The sequence below is a fragment of the Streptomyces sp. NPDC093591 genome (assembly GCF_044764885.1).
GTDB lineage: Bacteria > Actinomycetota > Actinomycetes > Streptomycetales > Streptomycetaceae > Streptomyces.
Window position 1 is genome coordinate 189,723 of sequence record NZ_JBIWIY010000007.1, and the last position, 20,673, is coordinate 210,395.

At 68.2% G+C, this 20,673-nt stretch carries 16 protein-coding genes; 3 read left to right on the plus strand and 13 right to left on the minus strand.

Annotated features, from left to right (window positions below):
* Positions 1-77 precede the first annotated feature (77 nt).
* The 6 genes from prcA to arc form a co-directional block, all read right to left on the minus strand.
* Positions 78-848, minus strand: coding sequence for a proteasome subunit alpha (gene prcA, locus ACIREI_RS16985; RefSeq protein WP_403333325.1), 771 nt, complete (start codon positions 846-848; stop codon positions 78-80).
* Between the two features lie 60 nt (positions 849-908).
* Positions 909-1,754 (minus strand): proteasome subunit beta, encoded by an 846-nt coding sequence (gene prcB, locus ACIREI_RS16990; protein WP_403333327.1) that lies wholly within the window; start codon positions 1,752-1,754, stop codon positions 909-911.
* The gene (locus tag ACIREI_RS16995) at positions 1,706-2,272 is read right to left on the minus strand and encodes an endonuclease VII domain-containing protein (protein WP_403333329.1); all 567 of its coding nucleotides are present in this window, start codon (positions 2,270-2,272) and stop codon (positions 1,706-1,708) included. Before ACIREI_RS16995 ends, prcB begins: the two co-directional genes overlap by 49 nt.
* Positions 2,273-2,322: 50 nt before the next feature.
* Positions 2,323-2,541 (minus strand): ubiquitin-like protein Pup, encoded by a 219-nt coding sequence (locus ACIREI_RS17000; RefSeq protein WP_030955201.1) that lies wholly within the window; start codon positions 2,539-2,541, stop codon positions 2,323-2,325.
* Between the two features lie 198 nt (positions 2,542-2,739).
* Entirely contained in the window at positions 2,740-4,251 is a 1,512-nt protein-coding gene (dop, locus tag ACIREI_RS17005) for a depupylase/deamidase Dop (protein ID WP_403333331.1), read from the minus strand.
* Positions 4,252-4,496: 245 nt separating this feature from the next.
* On the minus strand, positions 4,497-6,263 hold the full coding sequence (gene arc / locus ACIREI_RS17010; RefSeq protein ID WP_302001932.1) for a proteasome ATPase: 1,767 nt from the start codon (positions 6,261-6,263) through the stop codon (positions 4,497-4,499).
* Between the two features lie 245 nt (positions 6,264-6,508).
* Between arc and ACIREI_RS17015 the strand changes: the two genes are divergently transcribed.
* Positions 6,509-6,814 (plus strand): ferredoxin, encoded by a 306-nt coding sequence (locus ACIREI_RS17015; protein ID WP_403333334.1) that lies wholly within the window; start codon positions 6,509-6,511, stop codon positions 6,812-6,814.
* A gap of 58 nt (positions 6,815-6,872) precedes the next feature.
* Here ACIREI_RS17015 and ACIREI_RS17020 read toward each other — a convergent pair whose 3' ends face one another.
* The 3 genes from ACIREI_RS17020 to ACIREI_RS17030 form a co-directional block, all read right to left on the minus strand.
* Positions 6,873-7,451: a hypothetical protein gene (locus ACIREI_RS17020; RefSeq protein WP_403333336.1), complete on the minus strand. Its 579-nt coding sequence runs from the start codon at positions 7,449-7,451 to the stop codon at positions 6,873-6,875.
* Positions 7,452-7,715: 264 nt separating this feature from the next.
* The gene (locus ACIREI_RS17025; protein ID WP_403333338.1) at positions 7,716-8,618 is read right to left on the minus strand and encodes a tRNA (adenine-N1)-methyltransferase; all 903 of its coding nucleotides are present in this window, start codon (positions 8,616-8,618) and stop codon (positions 7,716-7,718) included.
* 74 nt (positions 8,619-8,692) lie between these two features.
* On the minus strand, positions 8,693-10,354 hold the full coding sequence (locus ACIREI_RS17030) for a site-2 protease family protein (RefSeq protein ID WP_403333340.1): 1,662 nt from the start codon (positions 10,352-10,354) through the stop codon (positions 8,693-8,695).
* Between the two features lie 174 nt (positions 10,355-10,528).
* Here ACIREI_RS17030 and ACIREI_RS17035 point away from each other — a divergent pair, with 174 nt between their 5' ends.
* Positions 10,529-11,632 (plus strand): RecB family exonuclease, encoded by a 1,104-nt coding sequence (locus ACIREI_RS17035; RefSeq protein WP_403333342.1) that lies wholly within the window; start codon positions 10,529-10,531, stop codon positions 11,630-11,632.
* A 14-nt stretch (positions 11,633-11,646) separates the two neighbouring features.
* Positions 11,647-12,318, plus strand: coding sequence for a response regulator transcription factor (locus ACIREI_RS17040; protein WP_128427961.1), 672 nt, complete (start codon positions 11,647-11,649; stop codon positions 12,316-12,318).
* Positions 12,319-12,410: 92 nt separating this feature from the next.
* On the opposite strand, the gene ACIREI_RS17045 is transcribed toward ACIREI_RS17040, so the two are convergent.
* From ACIREI_RS17045 to metH, 4 genes are all read right to left on the minus strand, one after another.
* Positions 12,411-13,991, minus strand: a complete 1,581-nt coding sequence (locus tag ACIREI_RS17045; RefSeq protein ID WP_403333344.1) for an ABC transporter substrate-binding protein — start codon at positions 13,989-13,991, stop codon at positions 12,411-12,413.
* A gap of 101 nt (positions 13,992-14,092) precedes the next feature.
* Complete coding sequence (locus tag ACIREI_RS17050; protein ID WP_403333346.1) at positions 14,093-15,694, minus strand: ABC transporter substrate-binding protein; 1,602 nt, start codon at positions 15,692-15,694, stop codon at positions 14,093-14,095.
* A gap of 424 nt (positions 15,695-16,118) precedes the next feature.
* Positions 16,119-16,814: an HAD family hydrolase gene (locus ACIREI_RS17055; protein ID WP_403333350.1), complete on the minus strand. Its 696-nt coding sequence runs from the start codon at positions 16,812-16,814 to the stop codon at positions 16,119-16,121.
* A 119-nt stretch (positions 16,815-16,933) separates the two neighbouring features.
* Positions 16,934-20,452, minus strand: coding sequence for a methionine synthase (gene metH / locus ACIREI_RS17060; RefSeq protein WP_403333352.1), 3,519 nt, complete (start codon positions 20,450-20,452; stop codon positions 16,934-16,936).
* Positions 20,453-20,673: the final 221 nt, after the last annotated feature.

Below are 20,673 nucleotides of genomic sequence, written 5' to 3' on the forward strand. Positions count from 1 at the left end.
CCCCGGCCGAGCGGGCGGCCGGGGCACAGTACGGACAAAACGAGGTCGGCGAGTGAGGCCGACGAATGAGATCGGCGCTACTCCTCGGAACCGCCGGAATCCTCGGAGTCCTCCGCACCATCGGCACTCTCGGCCTCGGTGGACGCTCCACCCACCTCCAGCAGCCGGGCCAGCTGACGACCGACAATGCGCTTGAACTTCCGCGACTGCGGACGCGTACGGTCCAGCACCGCGACCTCCAGCCGCTCCGCCGGAATCTCCCGCTGCGTACCGTTCGACTCACGCGACAGCGCCTGGACCGCCAGCTTCAAAGCCTCGGCGAGGCTCATACCGTCCTGGTGCCGCTGGTCAAGGAAATTGCTGATCAGCTCGGCATTGCCACCGACCGCGACCGAGCCGTGCTCATCCACGATCGAACCGTCATGCGGCAACCGATAGATCTGGTCACCCTCCGGCGTCTCACCGACCTCGGCGACGACCAGCTCCACCTCATACGGCTTCTCGGCCGCGGAAGAGAAGATCGTGCCCAGCGTCTGGGCGTAGACATTGGCGAGGCCACGGGCGGTCACGTCATCACGGTCATAGGTGTAACCACGAAGATCGGCATACCGCACACCACCGATCCGCAGATTCTCGTACTCGTTGTACTTACCAGCCGCCGCGAAGCCGATCCGGTCATAGATCTCGCTGAACTTGTGCAGCGCGCGGGACGGGTTCTCGCCAACGAAGACAATGCCATCGGCATACTGCAGCACGACCAGGCTGCGACCACGGGCAATGCCCTTACGGGCATACTCCGCCCGATCGGCCATGGCCTGCTGGGGTGAGACATAGAACGGCGTCGACACCGGTTATCCGTCCCTTTCTGTCGAAGTCACAGGATCACCTTGATAAGACCGACCCGCCGCCTACAGCAGCGCGGCCCGCGGGCCGTCAGGCTGCTCCAGACGCCGCTCCAGAATGGAACGCGCGATCTCGGACGACTCCTCATCGCCGAGCCGGCGGAAACCGTCCTCGGTGATCACGGTGACGATCGGGTAGATCCGGCGGGCGACATCGGGACCACCGGTCGCCGAGTCGTCGTCAGCCGCGTCATACAGGGCCTGCACCACAAGCGTCGTGGCCTCGGCCTCGCTCAGGTCAGCACGGTAGAGCTTCTTCATGGCACCACGGGCGAAGATCGACCCCGAACCGGTCGCGGCGTAACCCTGCTCCTCGGAACGACCACCGGTCACGTCGTAGGAGAAGATCCGCCCCTTCTCCCGGTCGACGTCATACCCCGCGAAGAGCGGCACGACCGCCAGCCCCTGCATCGCCATCCCCAGGTTCGACCGGATCATCGTCGACAACCGGTTCGCCTTGCCCTCCAGCGACAGCTGCGCACCCTCGACCTTCTCGAAGTGCTCCAGCTCCAACTGGAAGAGCTTCACCATCTCGACGGCCAGACCGGCGGTACCGGCGATACCGACGGCCGAGTACTCGTCCGCCGGGAAGACCTTCTCGATGTCACGCTGGGCGATGAAGTTGCCCATGGTGGCGCGACGGTCACCGGCCAGCACCACGCCGCCGGGGAACGTCACCGCCACGATCGTGGTGCCGTGCGGCGCCTCGATCACGCCCTGCGTGGGCGGGAGTTGACGGTTGCCGGGCAGCATCTCCGGCTGATGCTCGGAGAGAAAGTCCATGAACGAGGACGACCCAGGCGTCAGGAAGGCAGCTGGTAGACGCCCGGTGCTACGAGTGTTGGCTTCCACGCGTTTCCTTCCAGGTAGTCGGCAGCTCGGTTCATCGCTTCGGGATCGTCCCTCAACAGGCCGAGGCCGGAATTGCAGTTGAAGCACAGTACGCCACGGACCCTACCCGTCTTGTGGCAGTGATCCACATGTACGGCCGGAGCCGTCAGACAGATCGCACAGAGCCCCATTTGGGAGTCGATCATCTCGTCGCGCTCGGTTTCGGTGATGCCGTACTTGCGCCGCAGATGTTGCGCCGGCGCTGCGGCCGCTCTGCACGCCTTGCAGCGACTGGCCAAGCCGTCGGCAGCGCTCCTCTTGCGATGCCACTCGCTGCGCGGCTTCACCTCGCTACATCCTCGACAACGCTTGTGCCCCTCGGGCACGTCCTGTTTGAGCGGGACCACAGCTTCCTGCGCACCGCTGTGGTAGTTGGTCCTGCAATCCCGACAGTGGCGCTGCAAGCCACCAAGGTTCGACCGTTTACGAGCGAAGGCCGCGTACGGCTTGTCCTCACCGCACCGCACGCAGCGCTTCACCGCTCCTTCGTTCGCCAAATTCGACGCCCTCGCAACCTTCGATTCGAAGGCTACTCGCCACCTTTCTGAACGAAACTACGGACGAAGTCCTCTGCATTCTCCTCGAGGACATCGTCAATCTCGTCCAGAACCGAGTCGACGTCGTCGCTCAGCTTCTCCTGCCGCTCCTTGAGGTCCTCGGAAGCCTGCGTCTCAGCCGCCTGCTCCTCGACCTCCTCAGTGGAACGTGTGGCCTTCTGCTGTCCGCCGCCGGTGTCCTTGGTTGCCATATCCCTCACCCCGCTCAGTTCGCCCGACATGGTCGACAGGTCGGCTTTCCTGCCGATCGGTGATGATCAGACCCTACAAGCCGGGTCTGACATCGGCCCCGCAGTTTCTCCAACGTACGGGGGCCATCTCGATGATTCCCGGACGGCGGGTTTTCCACCCTGCCCAGCCGACGTCCGGTCCACACCGCCCGGGTACCCTCAGCCGCCTGACAGGACCCTGACCAGGTCTTCCGCGGTGCGGCAGCGGTCCAGGAGCTCCTTGACGTGATTTCGCGTTCCGCGAAGCGGTTCGAGGGTTGGAACGCGCTGGAGGGAGTCCCGGCCGGGCAGGTCGAAGATCACCGAGTCCCAGGAGGCCGCGGCGACGTCGTCGGCGTACTGCTCCAGGCAGCGGCCGCGGAAGTACGCGCGTGTGTCCTCCGGCGGCTTGGCCTTGGCCCTCTCGACGTCTGTCTCGTCCAGCAGGCGCTTCATGCGGCCGCGGGCGGCCAGGCGGTTGTAGAGACCCTTCTCGGGGCGTACGTCGGCGTACTGGAGGTCGAGGAGGTGGAGCTTCGCGGCGTCCCAGTCGAGGTTGTCGCGGCGGCGGTAGCCCTCCATGAGCTCTCGCTTGGCCACCCAGTCCAGTTCGCCGGCCAGGCTCATGGGGTCCCGTTCCAGGCGGTTCAGGGTGTCTTCCCAGCGGGACAGGACGTCCTTGGTCTGTTCGTCGGCGTCCGCGCCGAACCGCTCCTCCACGTACTTGCGCGAGAGCTCGTAGTACTCCATCTGGAGCTGGACCGCCGTCAGGGTGCGGCCACTACGCAGTGTGATCAGGCGCTTGAGAGACGGGTCGTGCGAGACCTGGTGGAGGGTGCGTACGGGCTGGTCGACGGCGAGGTCGACGGCGATGAAGCTGTCCTCGATCATCGACAGGACGAGGGCAGTGGTGCCCAGCTTGAGGTAGGTCGAGATCTCGGAGAGGTTGGCGTCGCCGATGATCACGTGCAGGCGGCGGTATTTCTCGGCGTCGGCGTGCGGTTCGTCGCGGGTGTTGATGATGGGGCGCTTGAGGGTGGTCTCCAGGCCGACCTCGACCTCGAAGTAGTCCGCGCGCTGGCTGAGCTGGAAGCCGTGTTCGTGGCCGTCCTGGCCGATGCCGACGCGGCCTGCTCCGGTGACGACCTGGCGGGAGACGAAGAAGGGCGTGAGGTGGCGCACGATGTCGGAGAAGGGGGTTTCCCGCTTCATCAGGTAGTTCTCGTGCGTGCCGTAGGAGGCGCCCTTGTTGTCGGTGTTGTTCTTGTAGAGGTGGATGGGCTGGGCGCCGGGGAGCTGGGCGGCGCGTTCGGCGGCTTCGGCCATGATGCGTTCGCCGGCCTTGTCCCAGAGGACTGCGTCGCGTGGGTTGGTGACTTCGGGTGCGCTGTATTCGGGGTGGGCGTGGTCGACGTAGAGTCGCGCGCCGTTGGTGAGGATGACGTTGGCGAGGCCGATGTCCTCGTCGGTGAGTTGGCTGGAGTCGGCGGCCTCGCGGGCGAGGTCGAAGCCTCGCGCGTCGCGCAGCGGGTTCTCCTCCTCGAAGTCCCAGCGGGCCCGGCGGGCCCGGTGCATCGCCGCCGCGTAGGCGTTGACGATCTGGGATGAGGTGAGCATGGCATTGGCGTTGGGGTGGCCGGGGACGGAGATCCCGTACTCCGTCTCGATGCCCATTACTCGCCGTACGGTCATGCGGCCCTCCTTGCCCGGCGGCGCCCTCGGTCGTGGGCGTCGCGCAGATACCGCTGGCGCTCGGTTGCGTGTGCGGTGCCCGTCCCCGCACTGCGCGACTCGGCGGTATGGAAGAGCCTAGAGCGCCTCTGCGCTGGTGGGGAGATCATTTGCGTCATTGCCTTGCACGCCTCGTGTTCCGGTCGTGGCCTGGAAAGCAGTGGGCTGCGGGTACCCGGTGAGGGCACCCGCAGCCGCCCTGCCTTTTACAGGTACTGACCGGTGTTTGCCACCGTGTCGATGGAGCGTCCGGTGTCTGCGCCCTGCTTTCCGGTGATGAGGGTGCGGATGTAGACGATCCGTTCGCCCTTCTTTCCGGAGATGCGGGCCCAGTCGTCCGGGTTGGTGGTGTTGGGCAGGTCCTCGTTCTCCTTGAACTCGTCCACGCATGCCTGGAGGAGGTGGGCGACGCGGAGGCCCTTTTGGTTGTGTTCGAGGAAGTCCTTGATCGCCATTTTCTTGGCGCGGCCCACGATGTTTTCGATCATGGCGCCGGAGTTGAAGTCCTTGAAGTAGAGGACTTCCTTGTCGCCGTTGGCGTAGGTGACTTCCAGGAAGCGGTTTTCCTCGGATTCTGCGTACATTTGCTCGACGGCGGTCTGGATCATGCTCTGGACCGTGGTCGACTTGTCACCGCTGTGCTCGCCGACGTCCTCGGGGTGGAGCGGGAGGCGCTCGGTGAGGTACTTGCCGAAGATGTCCTTGGCGGCTTCGGCGTCGGGCCGTTCGATCTTGATTTTCACGTCGAGGCGGCCGGGGCGCAGGATGGCGGGGTCGATCATGTCCTCGCGGTTGGAGGCGCCGATGACGACCACGTTCTGCAGGCCTTCCACGCCGTCGATCTCGGCGAGCAGCTGGGGGACGATGGTGTTTTCCACGTCTGAGCTGACGCCGGATCCGCGGGTGCGGAAGAGGGATTCCATTTCGTCGAAGAAGACGATGACGGGTGTGCCCTCGCTGGCCTTTTCGCGGGCTCGCTGGAAGACGAGGCGGATCTGTCGTTCGGTTTCGCCGACGTATTTGTTGAGGAGCTCGGGGCCCTTGATGTTGAGGAAGAAGCTCTTGCCCTGGGCTTGGCCGGTGACTTCGGCGACCTTTTTGGCCAGGGAGTTGGCGACGGCCTTGGCGATGAGTGTCTTGCCGCATCCGGGGGGCCCGTAAAGGAGGACGCCCTTGGGTGGGCGCAGTTCGTGCTCCTTGAACAGGTCGGGGTAGAGGTACGGGAGCTCGACTGCGTCGCGGATCATTTCGATCTGGTTGCCCAGGCCGCCGATCTGCTCGTAGCCGATGTCGGGTACTTCTTCGAGGACGAGTTCCTCGACCTCGCTCTTCGGTACGACTTCGTAGACGTAGCCGGAGCGGGGTTCGAGCAGGAGGGCGTCGCCGGGGCGGATGGTGACGTCCAGCAGCGGCTCGGCGAGCCGTACCACCCGTTCCTCGTCGGTGTGCCCGACCACGAGGGCGCGCTCGCCGTCCTCGAGGATCTCCTTGAGGGTGACGATGTCGCCGACGCTCTCGTACTCCATGGCCTCGACCACGTTGAGCGCTTCGTTGAGCATCAGCTCCTGGCCGCGCCTGAGGTCGTCGAGTTCGACGCTCGGGCTGACGTTCACGCGGAGTTTGCGGCCTCCGGTGAAGATGTCGGCGGTGCCGTCGTCGTTGGCTTGCAGGAAGACACCGAAGCCGGCCGGTGGCTGTGCGAGCCGGTCGACTTCTTCCTTGAGGGCCACGATCTGGTCGCGGGCCTCACGGAGCGTGTTGGCAAGTCGCTCGTTCTGTGCGGAGACGCCGGCCAGGTTGGTCTGCAGCTCGACGATCCGCTCTTCGAGAATCCTCGTGTGTCGCGGAGAGTCGGCGAGCTTGCGTCGCAGGACGGCGATCTCCTGCTCAAGGTAGGCAATCTGCCCGGCCGGGTCGTCGGACCCGCGTCCCGGGCGGATGCCGCGGTTCATGTCGTCGTCGTGGGCTGCCACGGTCCTCACCTCCTCCAAGGGGAGCTGGACGCTTCCAGACCCTACCTGGGTGGGTGTCGATTGAAACCCCTAGATCACAAAGACTGTCGAGGTGTGTCCGATCTTCACCCTTGCGCTCTCCCTCACGCCAGGGGAATACCCACCGAACATGATTGGAAAGCCGCCGGAGGTAGGGTCGAAGCGTTCAACACCCGTCAGAGCTGGCCGGATTCCCGTGCGGCTCGGCGTAGCAAACGGCAGGAGAGATGAGCGTGGAGCAGGCGGCCGGGGTCGACGGTGAGGCGCTGGAGGTCTGGATCGACCAGGATCTCTGTACCGGTGACGGCATCTGCGCCCAGTACGCGCCCGAGGTGTTCGAGCTGGACATCGATGGTCTGGCTTATGTGAAGAGTGGTGAGGACGAGCTGTTGCAGGCCAAGGGGGCCACAACGCCTGTGCCGTTGCCGCTTCTGACGGATGTGGTGGACTCGGCGAAGGAGTGTCCGGGCGACTGCATCCATGTGCGTCGTGTTTCGGACAAGGTCGAGGTGTACGGTCCGGACGCCGAGTGACCTTGCGTATACGGGGTGTTACGACTGTCTGATTTCTCACACGCGCTGGTGGCGTGGGTCAGACGCTGTGGGCGCCGGCGGGTGTCGAGCGGACGAACGTGCCGTTCTTCCACTGCCACTTCGCGCTCTTCTTCACGTCGGGGCAGCAGCGGGGTACGTCGGTTGACGAGTAGCCGAGCAGGTCGGTGACGACGGCTCCGTCGCGGACGGCGACGTCACTGACGGTGATGCTGTCCTTCGGGTCGATGAGGGTGGCGATGACGCGGGGGGTGGCGGTTTCGGTGGCGTGGGTGAGGACGTAGAGGCCGTCGGGCGGGGTGCCCATGGGTGAGTCGCAGTGGACGACGGCCACGGTTTCGGGGCTGCCGTCGCCGTCCAGGTCTCCGGTTGCCTCTTTGACCACGACGGCTTTCACCGGCCCGCATTCGAGCGGGAAGTCGACGCGTGCGGGGTCGGGGGGTGTGGTGGCCGCGGGGGCGTTCTTCGCTTCCGGTCCGGCTGTCTGGGCCGCCGTCGCCGAGTTGGGTTGCAGGACCGAGGAGAGGGCCACGACGCCGGCGAGGGCTGTGGCGGTGGCGAGCCAGTGGATCGGCCGGGTGTGGGTGTGTGCCAGTTCCGGGACGGCGGATTGCTGCACTAGGAGCGTCTCCTGTGAGGGCTGTGCCGGTGGGGGTGGCCAGAATGGTGCCACACGTCACAGTCGGGGGGAACGGCGGGGTGGGGAGTTCCGGTGCCGGATGGCCGGTGGTTGGGGGTGCGGAGGGGGCGTGCGGGTGTCGTACGACGTTCGGATTGTCGGGTGTTGGTGGTGCGGCAACACAAAGGCGCTGTGGCCGAGTTCCGGGGGTGTTCCGGGAACTCGGCCACAGCGCTTGTGCGTTGAATGCGGCACGGGGCCGCCTCAGCGGCCGGCGCCTCCGTCGGCGTTGGGGCCTTCGTAGTCCTCGCCGTAGGCGCCCTTGGCGGGGCGGCGGCGGCGCATGGGGGGCTCGACGCCGTCGGCGAGGCGGCGGGCGGTGAGCAGGAAGCCGGTGTGGCCGATCATGCGGTGGTCGGGGCGGACGGCGAGGCCCTCGATGTGCCAGTTGCGGATCATCGTCTCCCAGGCGGTCGGCTCGTTGAAGCAGCCGATCTCGCGGATGGACTCGACGGTCCGGGCGAGCTGGGTGGTGGTGGCGACGTAGCAGCAGACGATGCCGCCGGGGACGAGCGCCTTGGAGACCCCTTCGAGGCATTCCCAGGGGGCGAGCATGTCGAGGATGACGCGGTCGACGTCGGTGTCGCTCAGGTTGTCCTGGAGGTCGCCGACGGTGAGCTGCCAGGCGGGGTGGGGGCCGCCGAAGTAGCGCTCGACGTTCTGCCGGGCGATGTCGGCGAAGTCTTCGCGGCGCTCGTAGGAGTGCAGCATGCCCTGGTCGCCGATGGCGCGCAGCAGGAAGCTGCTGAGCGAGCCGGAGCCGACGCCGGCCTCGACGACGCGGGCGCCGGGGAAGATGTCGGCGAAGGCGAGGATCTGTCCCGCGTCCTTCGGGTAGACGACGGCTGCCCCGCGGGGCATGGACAGGACGTAGTCGGGGAGCAGGGGGCGCAGCGCGAGGTAGGCGACGTTCCCGGTGGTGCGGACAACGCTGCCCTCGGGTGCGCCGATCAGTTCGTCGTGCGGGAAGGAACCCTTGTGGGTGTGGAAGTTCTTCCCGTCCTCGAGCGTGAACGTGTAGTGGCGGCCCTTGGGGTCGGTCAGCTGAACCTGGTCCCCGACCTTGAAGGGCCCGCGCCTGCGGGCGGCACCGGTCGGTTCGGACATGTGAACAGCCTACCGGGGTTTGTGGGGGTCGCCGACCACGGGGAAGCCGGAGGACCGCTTTAGGAGAGCCGGGGTCAGCTTGGCCTGGCCATGGCCTTCACGAAGGCGCGCTCCACGTCCGCCGCGGACAGGACGCCGTAGATCTCGCCGGTCTCTTCGACGACGAGGTATTCGGTGGCGGGGGTCGCGCGCAGGGCGTCGAGGAGTTCCTCCCCGGCCAGCTCGGCGGAGATGCGCATGCCGTCGGTCAGGTCCTGGGCGAGGCCGCTGACGGCGACCCAGGGGCGGCGGTGTTCGGGGACGCCGGCGATGGCGGCCTCGCGGACGAGGGAGAGGGGGTGGCCGTCGGCGTCGACGACGACGAGGGCGCGGGCGCCGGCGGCGTTGGCGCGGCGCAGGGCCTCGGAGAGGGGGGTGTCGGTCTCGACGGGGACGGCTCGGCGGGTGAGGGCGCGGGCGCGCAGTTCGGGGAGGTGTTCGCGCAGGCGGGCCATGCGCAGGCTGTTGCCGGCGCCGGTCCAGATGATCGCGGCGAGGATGGCGGCGAGCAGGGCGTCCATGACGGTGTCCATGCCGACGTTGTCGACGGCGTCGGAGCCGAGGGCGCCGGACTGGGTGAGCAGGGGGAGCCCGACGAGGACGGCGACGGCGAGGGCGCGGCCGATCCATGCGGCGGCGATGGTGCCGCTCATCGGTTTGCCGGTGATCTTCCAGACGACGGCGCGGAGCATGCGGCCGCCGTCGAGGGGCAGGCCGGGGAGCAGGTTGAAGGCGGCGACGATGAGGTTGGAGACCATCAGACCGGCGAGCAGGACGCCGGGTACGGTGCCGGGTTCGACGGTCTGCAGGGCGGCGTAGAAGACGCCGGCGAGGGCGAGGGAGAGCAGGGGGCCGACGAAGGCGAGCCAGAATTCCCGTCCCGGTGTCTCGGCTTCCTTCTCGATCTCGGAGACACCGCCGAAGAACTGCAGCTGGATGCGGCGGACGGGGAGTTTGAAGCGGAGGGCGGCGACGGTGTGGGCGAGTTCGTGGACGAGGACGGAGGCGTAGAAGGCGACGGCGAAGAACAGGGAGACGAGGTAGCGGGCGGCGCCGAGTTCGGGCAGTACGCGGTCGAGCTGTCCGCCGAACACCCAGGTGATGAGGGCGGCGACGAGGAACCAGCTGGGGGCGACGTAGACGGGCACGCCGAAGGGCCGTCCCATGAGCAGGCCGCCTCGGGGGTCCTTGGGGCGCTGGGGCGGGGTGGTCTTTCCCGCGTCGGGGGCCGGGGCGGGCGGGCGGGTGGCGCTGGGGCTGTCGGTTTCGTTCGGGCTCGGGTGGGAGGCCTGGTTCGTGGCCCCTGCCGTGGAGGCGTCCTCCGTGGCGGGGCCGCCCGCGTCCTGCCGGGGGGCGGGGTCGGCCGCGAGCTCTTGCGCCTGTGGCCGCCCCTCAAGGGCGTTCCCGCTCTTCTCGCCGTTCTCGCTGTCGCCCTCGCCGCTCGGGGTGTCCGCGTCGTGTGAGCGCCCCGGGGTCTCGTCCTGTGGGCGGTTCTCGGCGTGGCGCGGTGGCTGGGTGGCTTCGTGTTCGGCGTCGTCCCGGTCGGTGTCCAAGGGCTGGGCGCCCGTGGGCTGTTCGGTGTTCGGGGCCGGGTCGGGGCGTGTGGGGTCGGTGGCCGGGGTCATACGGTCTGCTCGGCGCTCGGTCGACTCGCCGGTGCCGGACCGCGGCTGCCCGCTCCCGCCGCTCTCGTCCACGGTGTCCCCTCGTTCGAAGCGTCTTCCGCGCCTGCCGGGCGGATGGGTCTCGGGTCGATGGTATGCGGCCGTGGTGACGCCCTTCGCCCCGGCACCCCTCAGTTTCCCCTGCCGACGCGGGTGTGAGGGCGGCGGCCGGGTCACTGTCAGTGGCGGGCCGTAAGGTCTGTGGGCATGGAGACGAGCACGGAGGGTGCCGCGGCGGACTGCGGCAGTGACGTCGCGCCCGTGACAGGGGCCGTGGCGGACGGGTACCCAGCGGGGGCGGAGGCGTCCCCTTCGGGGGCGGACGGTGTGGTGGCGACGGTCGATGCGGGTGGGGGCGCGGCCCCTGCGGTCGGCGTGGCCGCGCGCCCGGCCATACCGCCGGCCTCGTTGTCGCCGTCCCGTGCCAGTGACTTCATGCAGTGTCCGCTGCTGTACCGGTTCCGGGTGATCGACCGGCTGCCCGAGAAGCCGAGCGCGGCGGCGACCAAGGGCACCCTGGTGCACGCGGTGCTGGAGCGGCTCTTCGACGCTCCGGCCGCCGAGCGGACCGCCCCGCGTGCCAAGTCCCTCGTCCCGGGCCAGTGGGACCGGCTGCGCGAGAGCAGGCCGGAGGTGGTGGAGCTGTTCGAGGACGATCCGGAGGGTGAGCGGCTGGCGAGGTGGCTCGGTGAGGCGGAGCAGCTCGTGGAGCGCTGGTTCAGCCTGGAGGATCCGACGCGGCTGGAGCCCGCCGAGCGTGAGCTGTTCGTCGAGGCCGAGCTGGACTCGGGGCTGCGGTTGCGCGGGATCATCGACCGTGTCGATGTGGCGGCCACGGGCGAGGTGCGGATCGTCGACTACAAGACCGGCAAGGCGCCCCGGCCCGAGTACGCCGAGGGTGCGCTGTTCCAGATGAAGTTCTACGCGCTCGTGGTGTGGCGCCTGAAGAACGTGATCCCCCGCCGGCTTCAGCTCGTGTATCTCGGCAGTGGTGACGTGCTGACGTACGACCCCGTCCTCGCCGACCTGGAGCGGGTCGAGCGCAAGCTGCTGGCGCTGTGGGAGGCGATCCGGCAGGCCACGGAGACGGGCGTCTGGCGTCCCCGGCCGACGAAGCTGTGCGGCTGGTGCGATCACCAGGCCCACTGCCCGGAATTCGGGGGCACTCCCCCGCCATATCCGTTGCCGGTCAGGGTGACTGACCCAGGTTCGGCCGGGGGTCCGGGGGTTGGCCCCCGGGAGATGCAGTCGTTGCCGGTCAGGGCGGGCGCGTCCGGTGACGGCCCGCAGGGCAGAATGGGGCCGGACTAGCGAAGGAGACTTACGTGGCCATCCGCGTCCTACTGGTCGACGACCAGCCGCTGCTGCGTACCGGCTTCCGGATGATCCTGGAAGCGGAGCAGGACCTCGCGGTCGTGGGCGAGGCCGGTGACGGCCTCCAAGCTCTCGACCAGGTGCGGGCCCTGCAGCCCGACGTGGTGCTGATGGACATCCGCATGCCTCGGATGGACGGTGTCGAGGCGACCCGGCAGATCACCGGGCCCGGGCGGGACGGTCCGGCGAAGGTGCTGGTGCTGACGACGTTCGATCTCGACGAGTATGTGGTCGAGGCGTTGAAGGCGGGTGCCAGTGGCTTCCTGCTGAAGGATGCCCCGGCCAATGAGCTGGTGCAGGCGATCCGTGTGGTCGCCGCCGGTGAGGCGATGCTGGCGCCGAGCATCACGCGCCGGCTGCTGGACAAGTACGCCACGCATCTTCCGTCGGGCGACGAGCCGGTGCCGGACACCCTGCACACGCTCACCGACCGCGAGGTGGAGGTGCTGAAGCTGGTGGCGCGTGGCCTGTCCAACGCGGAGATCGCCGCCGATCTGTTCGTCAGCGAGACCACCGTGAAGACGCATGTCGGTCATGTGCTCACCAAGCTGGGTCTGCGTGACCGGGTGCAGGCCGCGGTGTACGCGTACGAGAGCGGGCTGGTGCGTCCCGGCGCGCAGTAGGACTTCGCGTCACGGCACGGAGGGCGCCCCTACTCGGGAACGATCTCGAGTAGGGGCGCCCTCCGTGCGTGTACGGCGGTCAGGGCCGTGTGTCAGCCCTTGCTGAGCTCCCAGAAGCGGAAGACGGTGGAGGCGTCGAGGCAGTACTCCAGGCCGTAGACGTCGTCGTGGACGACGGCGTACTGCTTGGCCTGCCAGACCGGCAGGACGGGGAGTTCCTTGGCCACGATGTCCTGGAGCCGGCCGAACTCGTCGTCGGTCGCGGAGCGGTCGCTCTCGGCGGCGGTGCGCGGGATGAGCGTGCCGGTGATCGAGCGGTTGTCGTAGTTGTTGCCCAGCACGTTGCCCTTGCCGAAGAAGGGGGCCGTGAAGTTGTCGGCGTCCGGGTAGTCCGGGATCCAGCCCTTCACGTAGACGCCGTACTTGCCGGCGGCTATGTCCTTCTCGTACTGGTCGAAGGCGACGGACTGTACGTCGGCGTCGAACAGGCCGCTGTCGTTGAGCTGCCGCGCGATCGCCTTCAACTCCTGGTCGGTGGCGGGGCCGTAGCGCGACGGGGTGGACCACAGGGTCAGCTTGACCTTGCCGGTGATGCCGTCGCTCTGCAGCGCGGCGGCGGCCTTGGCCTTGGAGGGGCGGGCGCCGTAGGTGTCGAAGAAGGCCGTGTTGTGGCCGCCGATACCGGCCGGGATGATCGAGTACAGCGGGCTCGCCGTGCCCTGGTAGACGTCCTTGATGAGGGCGTCGCGGTCGATGAGGTAGGCGATGGCCTTGCGGACGCCGAGCTTCCCGGCGACCGGGTCGTCCATGTTGAAGACCAGGTGCTGGACCTCGGCGCTGCTGCCCTCGACGACCTCGACTCCGGAGTCGCCGCCGGACTTCTCGATGTCGGCGATGTCGCCCGCGGTGAGGCCTCGGTAGGCGATGTCGACCTCGCCGGCGAGGAGGGCCTTCTTCAGGGCGTCCTGGTCGCCGTGGAAGAACTTCAGCGTGACGCCGGAGTTCTGCACCTTGGCGGTGCCCTTGTAGTTCTCGTTGACGGAGAAGACGGCTTCGTCGTCGTCGAACGAGTCCAGCTGGTACGGGCCGGAGCCGACCGCGTCGCCGTCCTTGCGCAGGCCGTCCGCGTCGTACTGCTCCTTGTCGACGATGGAGCCGGCACCGGAGGCGATCTTGCTGGGGAAGGTGGCGTCGGGTGTGTTGAGCCGGAAGACGACGGTCTCGTCGTTCGGTGTCTCGACCTTGTCGAGGGTGGGGAACATGACCGCGGGGCCGTCGGCGTCGTTGATCTTCAGCATGCGGTCGAAGGAGAACTTGACGTCCTCGGAGGTGAGGGCGTCACCGTTGCTGAACTTCAGTCCGTCCCGCAGCGTGCACTTGTAGACCTTGGCCTCGGTGTCGGAGAAGGAGCACTGCTCGGCGGCCTCGGGCTGCGGTTCGGTGGCGCCCTTGGGGAAGCTGAGCAGCGATTGGAAGACGTTGTTGAACAACAGCCAGGATCCGGGGTCGTAGCCGGAGGCGGGGTCGGTGGCGAGGACGTCGTCCGACATCCCCATGACCACCGAGGTTCCGGTCCCCCCGGTGCCCCCCGTTTCGGTTCCGCAGCCGGTCAGCAGGCCGGAGGCCAGCCCTGCCACGACGGGCAGGACCGGCCACTGGTTACGCATGTTCACGTACGAGTGCCTTGTCGTCGGTTGTGAGAAGCCCGGGCCTCGTCCTGGTCCCGGGCCCGGCCCGGCGCGCCCTGGTCCTGGGCGCCGGGGAGGGGGAGACGTCAGCCGCTCACGCCGCGGCCGAGCTCCCACAGCTGAAGGGTCGAGGAGGAGTTGAGCGCATACGCCGTGCCGGTGACGTCGTCGCCCGCGGCGATGTACTGCTTGCCCTGCCACAGCGGGAGGACGGGCACGTCATTGGCGACGATGTCCTGAATGTCCGTCAGGCTGCCCGCGGCGGACAGTCGGTCGGCCGCGCGGCGGGACTCCGGGATGAGGGTGTTGCGGATGGCGCTGTTGGCGTACGGCGAGCCGAGGAAGTTGTCCTTGTCGAGGAACGGCGCGAGGTAGTTGTCGGCGTCGGGGAAGTCCGGGAACCAGCCCATGCCGTAGACCTCGTACTCGCCCTTCTGCTCGGCGGGGCGGAACGTCGCCCAGGGGGCGCCCTGGATGTCGGCGTCGAACAGGCCGCTGTCGTTGAGCTGCTTCTGCAGCAGCTCGAACTCCTTCTTGGTGGCCGAGCCGTAGTGGTCGGTGGTGTAGTGCAGGGTCAGCTTCACCGGGGTGGTGATGCCCGCCTTCTCCAGCAGCGCCTTGGCCTTGCTCACGCTCGGTTCGCCGTACTTGTTGAAGAACGCGTTGGAATGGCCGGTGATGCTGGCGGGGACCAGCGAGTACAGCGGTTCGGCCTGGGAGCCGTAGACCTTGGAGACGAGTTCGCCGCGGTCGATGATCTGGGCCATCGCCTGGCGGACGGCCTTGCTGCGTACGGCCGGGTCGTTGGTGTTGAAGGCCAGGTAGCGGATTTCCAGACCGGACATGTCGACGAGGTCGACGCTTTCGTCGGAGTCGGACGACAGCTTCTGGATCTGCTGGGGCGACATGGTGCGGGTCATCAGGTCGATGTCGCCCTCGGCGAGGGCGGTGCCCATGTCGTCGGCGTTCGCGAAGTTGCGCAGTTCGACCTTGTCGTTGTTCACCTTCAGACTCCCCTTGTAGTCGGGGTTCTTGGTGAACACGGCAGAGACCAGCTCGTCGTTCTTGACCTCGGCCTTGAGGGTGTAGGGGCCGGAGCCGTCGACCTCGAAGCCGTCGCGCAGCTTGTCCTTGGCGTAGATGTCCGGGTCGACGATGCCGGCGACCGGGGTGGACAGCTTGAACGGGAAGGTGGCGTCGGCGGTCTTGAGGTGGAAGATCACCTCGCGGTCGCCCTGGGTCTCGACGGTGTCGATGGTGGACAGCAGCGCGAAGACGCCGCTGTCGGCCTTGAGGGAGCGGGCGCGGTCGATGGAGTACTTCACGTCTTCCGCGGTGACGGCGTCGCCGTTGGCGAACTTCAGGCCCTCGCGCAGTTTGCAGGCGTAGCGTTCGTTGCCGCTGTCGGTGAAGGCGCAGCTCTCGGCGGCCTCCGGCACCGGGGCGCCCTCGCCGCGCGGCTGGATCATCAGGGTCTGCACGGTCTGGCGCAGGATGTTCCAGGTGCCGACGTCGTAGGCGTAGGCGGGGTCGAGCGGGGCGGGAGCCTGCTTCGAGGCAGTGAACGCGTCCGTGGTGCCGACGACGATCGCGTCGCCGTTACTGCCGCTGTCGGTTCCGCCGCAGGCGGCGAGAACCGGCGCGAGCAGGCCGATGACGGCCGGCAGCACCAAAGTTTTGCGGTTCATGCTCGGGTTTCTCCAGCTGTCGACTCCGTGTACCCGGCATGCAGGGGTGGTGCGGCGGATCACGGGGGAAGTGCGATGTTCTCGCGACGAGGTTAGTCCGCGCCCGCAGGGGGGTTCGCCGCCACCGGAGTTGGGGTTCCATCACGCTGTGGAGCCGGTCGCGGACGCACCGAGAACCTTTCACCGGAAGGATTCGTGCACCGATCCATCAATCGGGACACAAGGGTGCGCTCGAAGCCTCCGGCAGAGGGCGTGCGGCGCGCGGTGGGGCACCCGTCGACCCGTTATTGAGTGGCGAACGTCACAAACTGAACAGTCTTGGCATCCACTGGAATTCAGCCATCGGACCGCATTCGAATTCCTCCACGGAATTACCGCGCTATCGATGTTGCACGCTGGGTGAACGTCGCAACTATTTCTGTTGTCAGGCCGCCATCAGCCCGCGCAGAAATGCGAGATCGACCTCTTCGAGGGAGGTCACCACGGTGCGCCGGGCGGCCGGGGTGATCGGCGCCACGGACGGTACGGCGACGACATGGCAGCCCGCGGCCTCGGCCGCCGCGACGCCGGTCGCCGTGTCCTCGACGACCGCGCATCGGGCCGGGTCGACGCCGAGTCCGGCCGCCGCGAACAGGTACGGGTCCGGGTGCGGCTTGGTGCGCGGCACCTCGTCGCCGGCGACGGTCAGCGCGAAGTGCTGGGGGCCGAGCGAGGTGAGCACGCGGTCGATGATGCGCCGGTGCGAGGCGGAGACCAGGGCCGTGGGGATCTCGTAGGCGGCCAGCTCGGCCAGCAGCCGGGCGGCCCCCGGCATCAGCGGCAGGGCGCGGTCGATGCGGTCCTCGAAGCCCTGGTTGAGCAGCACGGTGAGTTCGGCGAGGGTGATGTCGGCGCCGGTGGCCTCGATCAGGAATCCTGCGCTGCGGCTCATGGGGCCGCCGACCACGACATGGCGCCAGGTGTCGTCGAGGGTGTGGCCGAGGCCGGCGAAGATCTCGACCTCGACGTCCCACCAGAAACCCTCGGTGTCCACCAGGGTTCCGTCCATGTCGAGCAGCACGGCCTGCAGGGCTGAGCCCTCGGCCGTAAGAGTTCCTGGTGCGGGGACCGTGCTGGTCATCCACGTACCTCCTTGAAGGGGCGGTCAGGCCGGTTCCCACGAAGGGAACCGGCCTGCGGTGGACCGACCAGTGTACGACTCTCGCTGCCGAAACGCCTGGATTGATCGACGAGCCCGGCTCAGCGGGCGTTGAAGTACTTCGCCTCCGGGTGGTGGATGACGATCGCGTCCGTGGACTGCTCGGGGTGGAGCTGGAACTCCTCGGAGAGGTGGACGCCGATGCGCTCCGGCTGGAGCAGGTCGGCGATCTTGGACCGGTCCTCCAGGTTCGGGCAGGCACCGTAGCCCAGCGAGAAGCGGGCGCCCCGGTACTTCAGCGCGAACATGTCCTCGATGTCGGCCGGGTCCTCACCGGCGAAGCCCAGCTCGGAACGCACGCGCGCGTGCCAGTACTCGGCGAGCGCCTCGGCCAGCTGGACGGACAGGCCGTGCAGTTCGAGGTAGTCGCGGTAGGCGTTCGCCTCGAACATCCGGGCCGTCTCCTCGCCGATCCGCGAGCCGACGGTGACCACCTGGAGGCCCACGACGTCCGTCTCGCCCGACTCCTGCGGGCGGAAGAAGTCGGCGAGGCACAGGCGGCGGCCGCGGCGCTGGCGCGGGAAGGTGAACCGGGTGCTTTCATTGCCGTGCTCGTCCAGGAGGATCAGGTCGTCGTCCTTGGAGACGCACGGGAAGTACCCGTAGACCACGGCCGCTTCCAGGAGGTTCTCCGTCTGGAGCCGGTCGAGCAGACCGCGCAGGCGGGGGCGGCCCTCGGTCTCGACGAGTTCCTGGTAGGACGGGCCGTCTCCGGTGCGGGCCTCCTTCAGGCCCCACTGGCCCTTGAAGAGGGCGCCCTCGTCGAGCCAGGACGCGTACTCCTTGAGCTGGATGCCCTTGATGACGCGGGTGCCCCAGAACGGCGGCTCGGGGACCGGGTTGTCGGTGGCGACGTCGGAGCGGACGTGGCCTTCCTCCGGACGCTCGTCCAGTACGGCCGTGGCCGCGGCGCTCCTGACCCGGCGCTGCTTGAGCTCGGGGAGCTTCGCGCCGGGCACGCCGCGCTTGACGCCGATGAGGGCGTCCATCAGGCGCAGGCCCTCGAAGGCGTCGCGGGCGTAGCGGACTTCGCCCTCGTAGAGCTCGTGCAGGTCCTGCTCGACATACGCGCGTGTGAGGGCGGCGCCGCCGAGGATGACCGGGTAGTTCGCCGACAGGCCGCGCTGGTTGAGCTCCTCCAGGTTCTCCTTCATGATCACCGTGGACTTCACCAGCAGGCCGGACATGCCGATGACGTCGGCCCGGTGCTCCTCGGCGGCCTCCAGGATCGCCGAGACGGGCTGCTTGATGCCCAGGTTGACCACGTTGTAGCCGTTGTTGGACAGGATGATGTCCACGAGGTTCTTGCCGATGTCGTGCACGTCGCCGCGCACGGTGGCCAGCACGATGGTGCCCTTGCCGTCGGCGTCGGACTTCTCCATGTGCGGTTCGAGGTAGGCGACGGCGGCCTTCATCACCTCGGCGGACTGCAGGACGAACGGCAGCTGCATCTGGCCGGAGCCGAACAGTTCGCCGACGACCTTCATGCCGTCCAGGAGGGTCGCGTTGACGATGTCCAGGGCGGGGCGCTCCTGGAGGGCGTCGTCGAGGTCGGCCTCCAGGCCGTTGCGCTCGCCGTCGATGATGCGGCGCTTGAGGCGCTCCTCCAGCGGGAGGGCGGCCAGCTCCTCGGCCTTGCCGGCCTTCAGGGACTTCGCGGTGGCGCCCTCGAACAGGGCCATCAGCTTCTGCAGCGGGTCGTAGCCCTCGGAGCGCCGGTCGTAGATCAGGTCGAGGGCGGTCTGCACCTCTTCCTCGCTGAAGCGGGCGATCGGCAGGATCTTCGACGCGTGGACGATGGCCGAGTCCAGGCCCGCCTTGACGCACTCGTCGAGGAAGACGGAGTTGAGCAGGATGCGGGCGGCCGGGTTGAGTCCGAAGGAGATGTTGGACAGGCCCAGGGTGGTCTGTACGTCGGGGTGGCGGCGCTTGAGTTCGCGGATCGCCTCGATGGTGGCGATGCCGTCCTTGCGGGACTCCTCCTGGCCGGTACAGATGGTGAAGGTCAGGGTGTCGATGAGGATGTCCGACTCGAGGATGCCCCAGTTCGTCGTCAGGTCCTCGATCAGCCGCTCGGCGATCTCGACCTTCTTCTCGGGGGTGCGGGCCTGGCCCTCCTCGTCGATGGTCAGCGCGATCAGCGCGGCGCCGTGCTCCTGGGCGAGCTTGGTGACCTTGGCGAAGCGGGACTCGGGGCCGTCGCCGTCCTCGTAGTTGACGGAGTTGATGACCGCGCGTCCGCCGAGCTTCTCCAGGCCCGCCTGGATCACGTCGACCTCGGTGGAGTCCAGGACGATCGGCAGGGTGGAGGCGGTGGCGAAGCGGCCGGCGAGCTCCTCCATGTCGGCGACGCCGTCGCGGCCGACGTAGTCCACGCACAGGTCGAGCATGTGCGCGCCCTCGCGGATCTGCTCGCGGGCCATCTCGACGCAGTCGTCCCAGCGGGCCGCCAGCATGGCCTCGCGGAACTTCTTCGAGCCGTTGGCGTTGGTGCGCTCGCCGATGGCCAGGTAAGAGGTGTCCTGGCGGAAGGGGACCGTCTGGTAGAGGGAGGCGGCGCCGGGTTCGGGCTGCGGCCGGCGCTCGCCGGGCGTGGCTTCCCGGACGCGCTCCACGAGCTGCCTGAGGTGCTCGGGGGTGGTGCCGCAGCAGCCGCCGATGAGGTTCAGCCCGTAGTCCCGTACGAAGGTCTCCTGGGCGTCGGCCAGGCCCTCGGGGTCGAGCGGGAAGTGGGCGCCGTCCTTGGTGAGGATCGGCAGACCGGCGTTGGGCATGCACAGCAGCGGGGTGCGGGAGTGCCGGGCGAGGTAGCGCAGGTGCTCGCTCATCTCGGCGGGGCCGGTCGAGCAGTTCAGGCCGATCATGTCGATGCCGAGCGGCTCCAGCGCGGTCAGCGCGGCGCCGATCTCGGAGCCGAGCAGCATGGTGCCGGTCGTCTCGAAGGCCATCGAGACCAGCAGCGGGACCTCGGTGCCGGTCGCCTCCATGGCGCGCCGGGCGCCCAGGATCGACGACTTCGTCTGCAGGAGGTCCTGGGTGGTCTCCACGATCAGGGCGTCCGCGCCGCCGGCGAGCAAGCCCTCGGCGTTCGCCTGGAAGCCGTCGCGCAGCGTGCCGTAGCCGATGTGGCCGAGGGTCGGCAGCTTCGTGCCGGGGCCGATCGAGCCGAGCACCCATCGCTGGCGGCCGTCGCGGGCGCCGAACGCGTCGGCCGTCTCGCGGGCGATACGGGCGCCCGCCTCGGACAGCTCGTGGACCCGGTCGGCGATGTCGTACTCGGCCATGGCCGAGTGGTTGGCGCCGAAGGTGTTGGTCTCGACGCAGTCCACGCCCGCTTCGAAGTAGGCCTCGTGGACGGAGCGGACGATGTCGGGCCGGGTGATGTTCAGGACCTCGTTGCAGCCCTCGAGGTTCTCGAAGTCCTCGAGCGTGGGCTCCTGGGCCTGCAACATGGTGCCCATCGCTCCGTCGGCGACCACCACACGGGTGGCGAGCGCCTCACGGAGAGCGGACACACGGGTCCTGCTGTCGGCGGAAGGGGTCGGTGGCAACGAGGCCATGAAAGGGCTCCCTGGAGTGCGACGGCTGTCGGCTTTGCGCCCTTCACGGAACCGTCCGCAGTGGGCGCACGCCGCAAGGGTAGCCGGGACCGCCGCCAAATGGTCAGGGCGTCCACGGGGCGGGACGAGGATGGCGGCCGGGGCGATTCCCGGATACGGGTGACGCAACAGAAGCGGCCGGATGCCGACCGACCATTAGCGGGAGGTCGGCATCGACTAGT

What these genes read in the sequence shown, in the direction of transcription:
- ACIREI_RS17000 (WP_030955201.1), bottom strand. Translation starts at nt 2,541, where the DNA reads ATGGCAACCAAGGACACCGGCGGCGGACAGCAGAAGGCCACACGTTCC.
- dop (WP_403333331.1), bottom strand. Translation starts at nt 4,251, where the DNA reads ATGACCGTACGGCGAGTAATGGGCATCGAGACGGAGTACGGGATCTCC.
- ACIREI_RS17015 (WP_403333334.1), top strand. Translation starts at nt 6,509, where the DNA reads ATGAGCGTGGAGCAGGCGGCCGGGGTCGACGGTGAGGCGCTGGAGGTC.
- ACIREI_RS17025 (WP_403333338.1), bottom strand. Translation starts at nt 8,618, where the DNA reads ATGTCCGAACCGACCGGTGCCGCCCGCAGGCGCGGGCCCTTCAAGGTC.
- ACIREI_RS17035 (WP_403333342.1), top strand. Translation starts at nt 10,529, where the DNA reads ATGGAGACGAGCACGGAGGGTGCCGCGGCGGACTGCGGCAGTGACGTC.
- ACIREI_RS17050 (WP_403333346.1), bottom strand. Translation starts at nt 15,694, where the DNA reads ATGAACCGCAAAACTTTGGTGCTGCCGGCCGTCATCGGCCTGCTCGCG.
- ACIREI_RS17055 (WP_403333350.1), bottom strand. Translation starts at nt 16,814, where the DNA reads ATGACCAGCACGGTCCCCGCACCAGGAACTCTTACGGCCGAGGGCTCA.
- metH (WP_403333352.1), bottom strand. Translation starts at nt 20,452, where the DNA reads ATGGCCTCGTTGCCACCGACCCCTTCCGCCGACAGCAGGACCCGTGTG.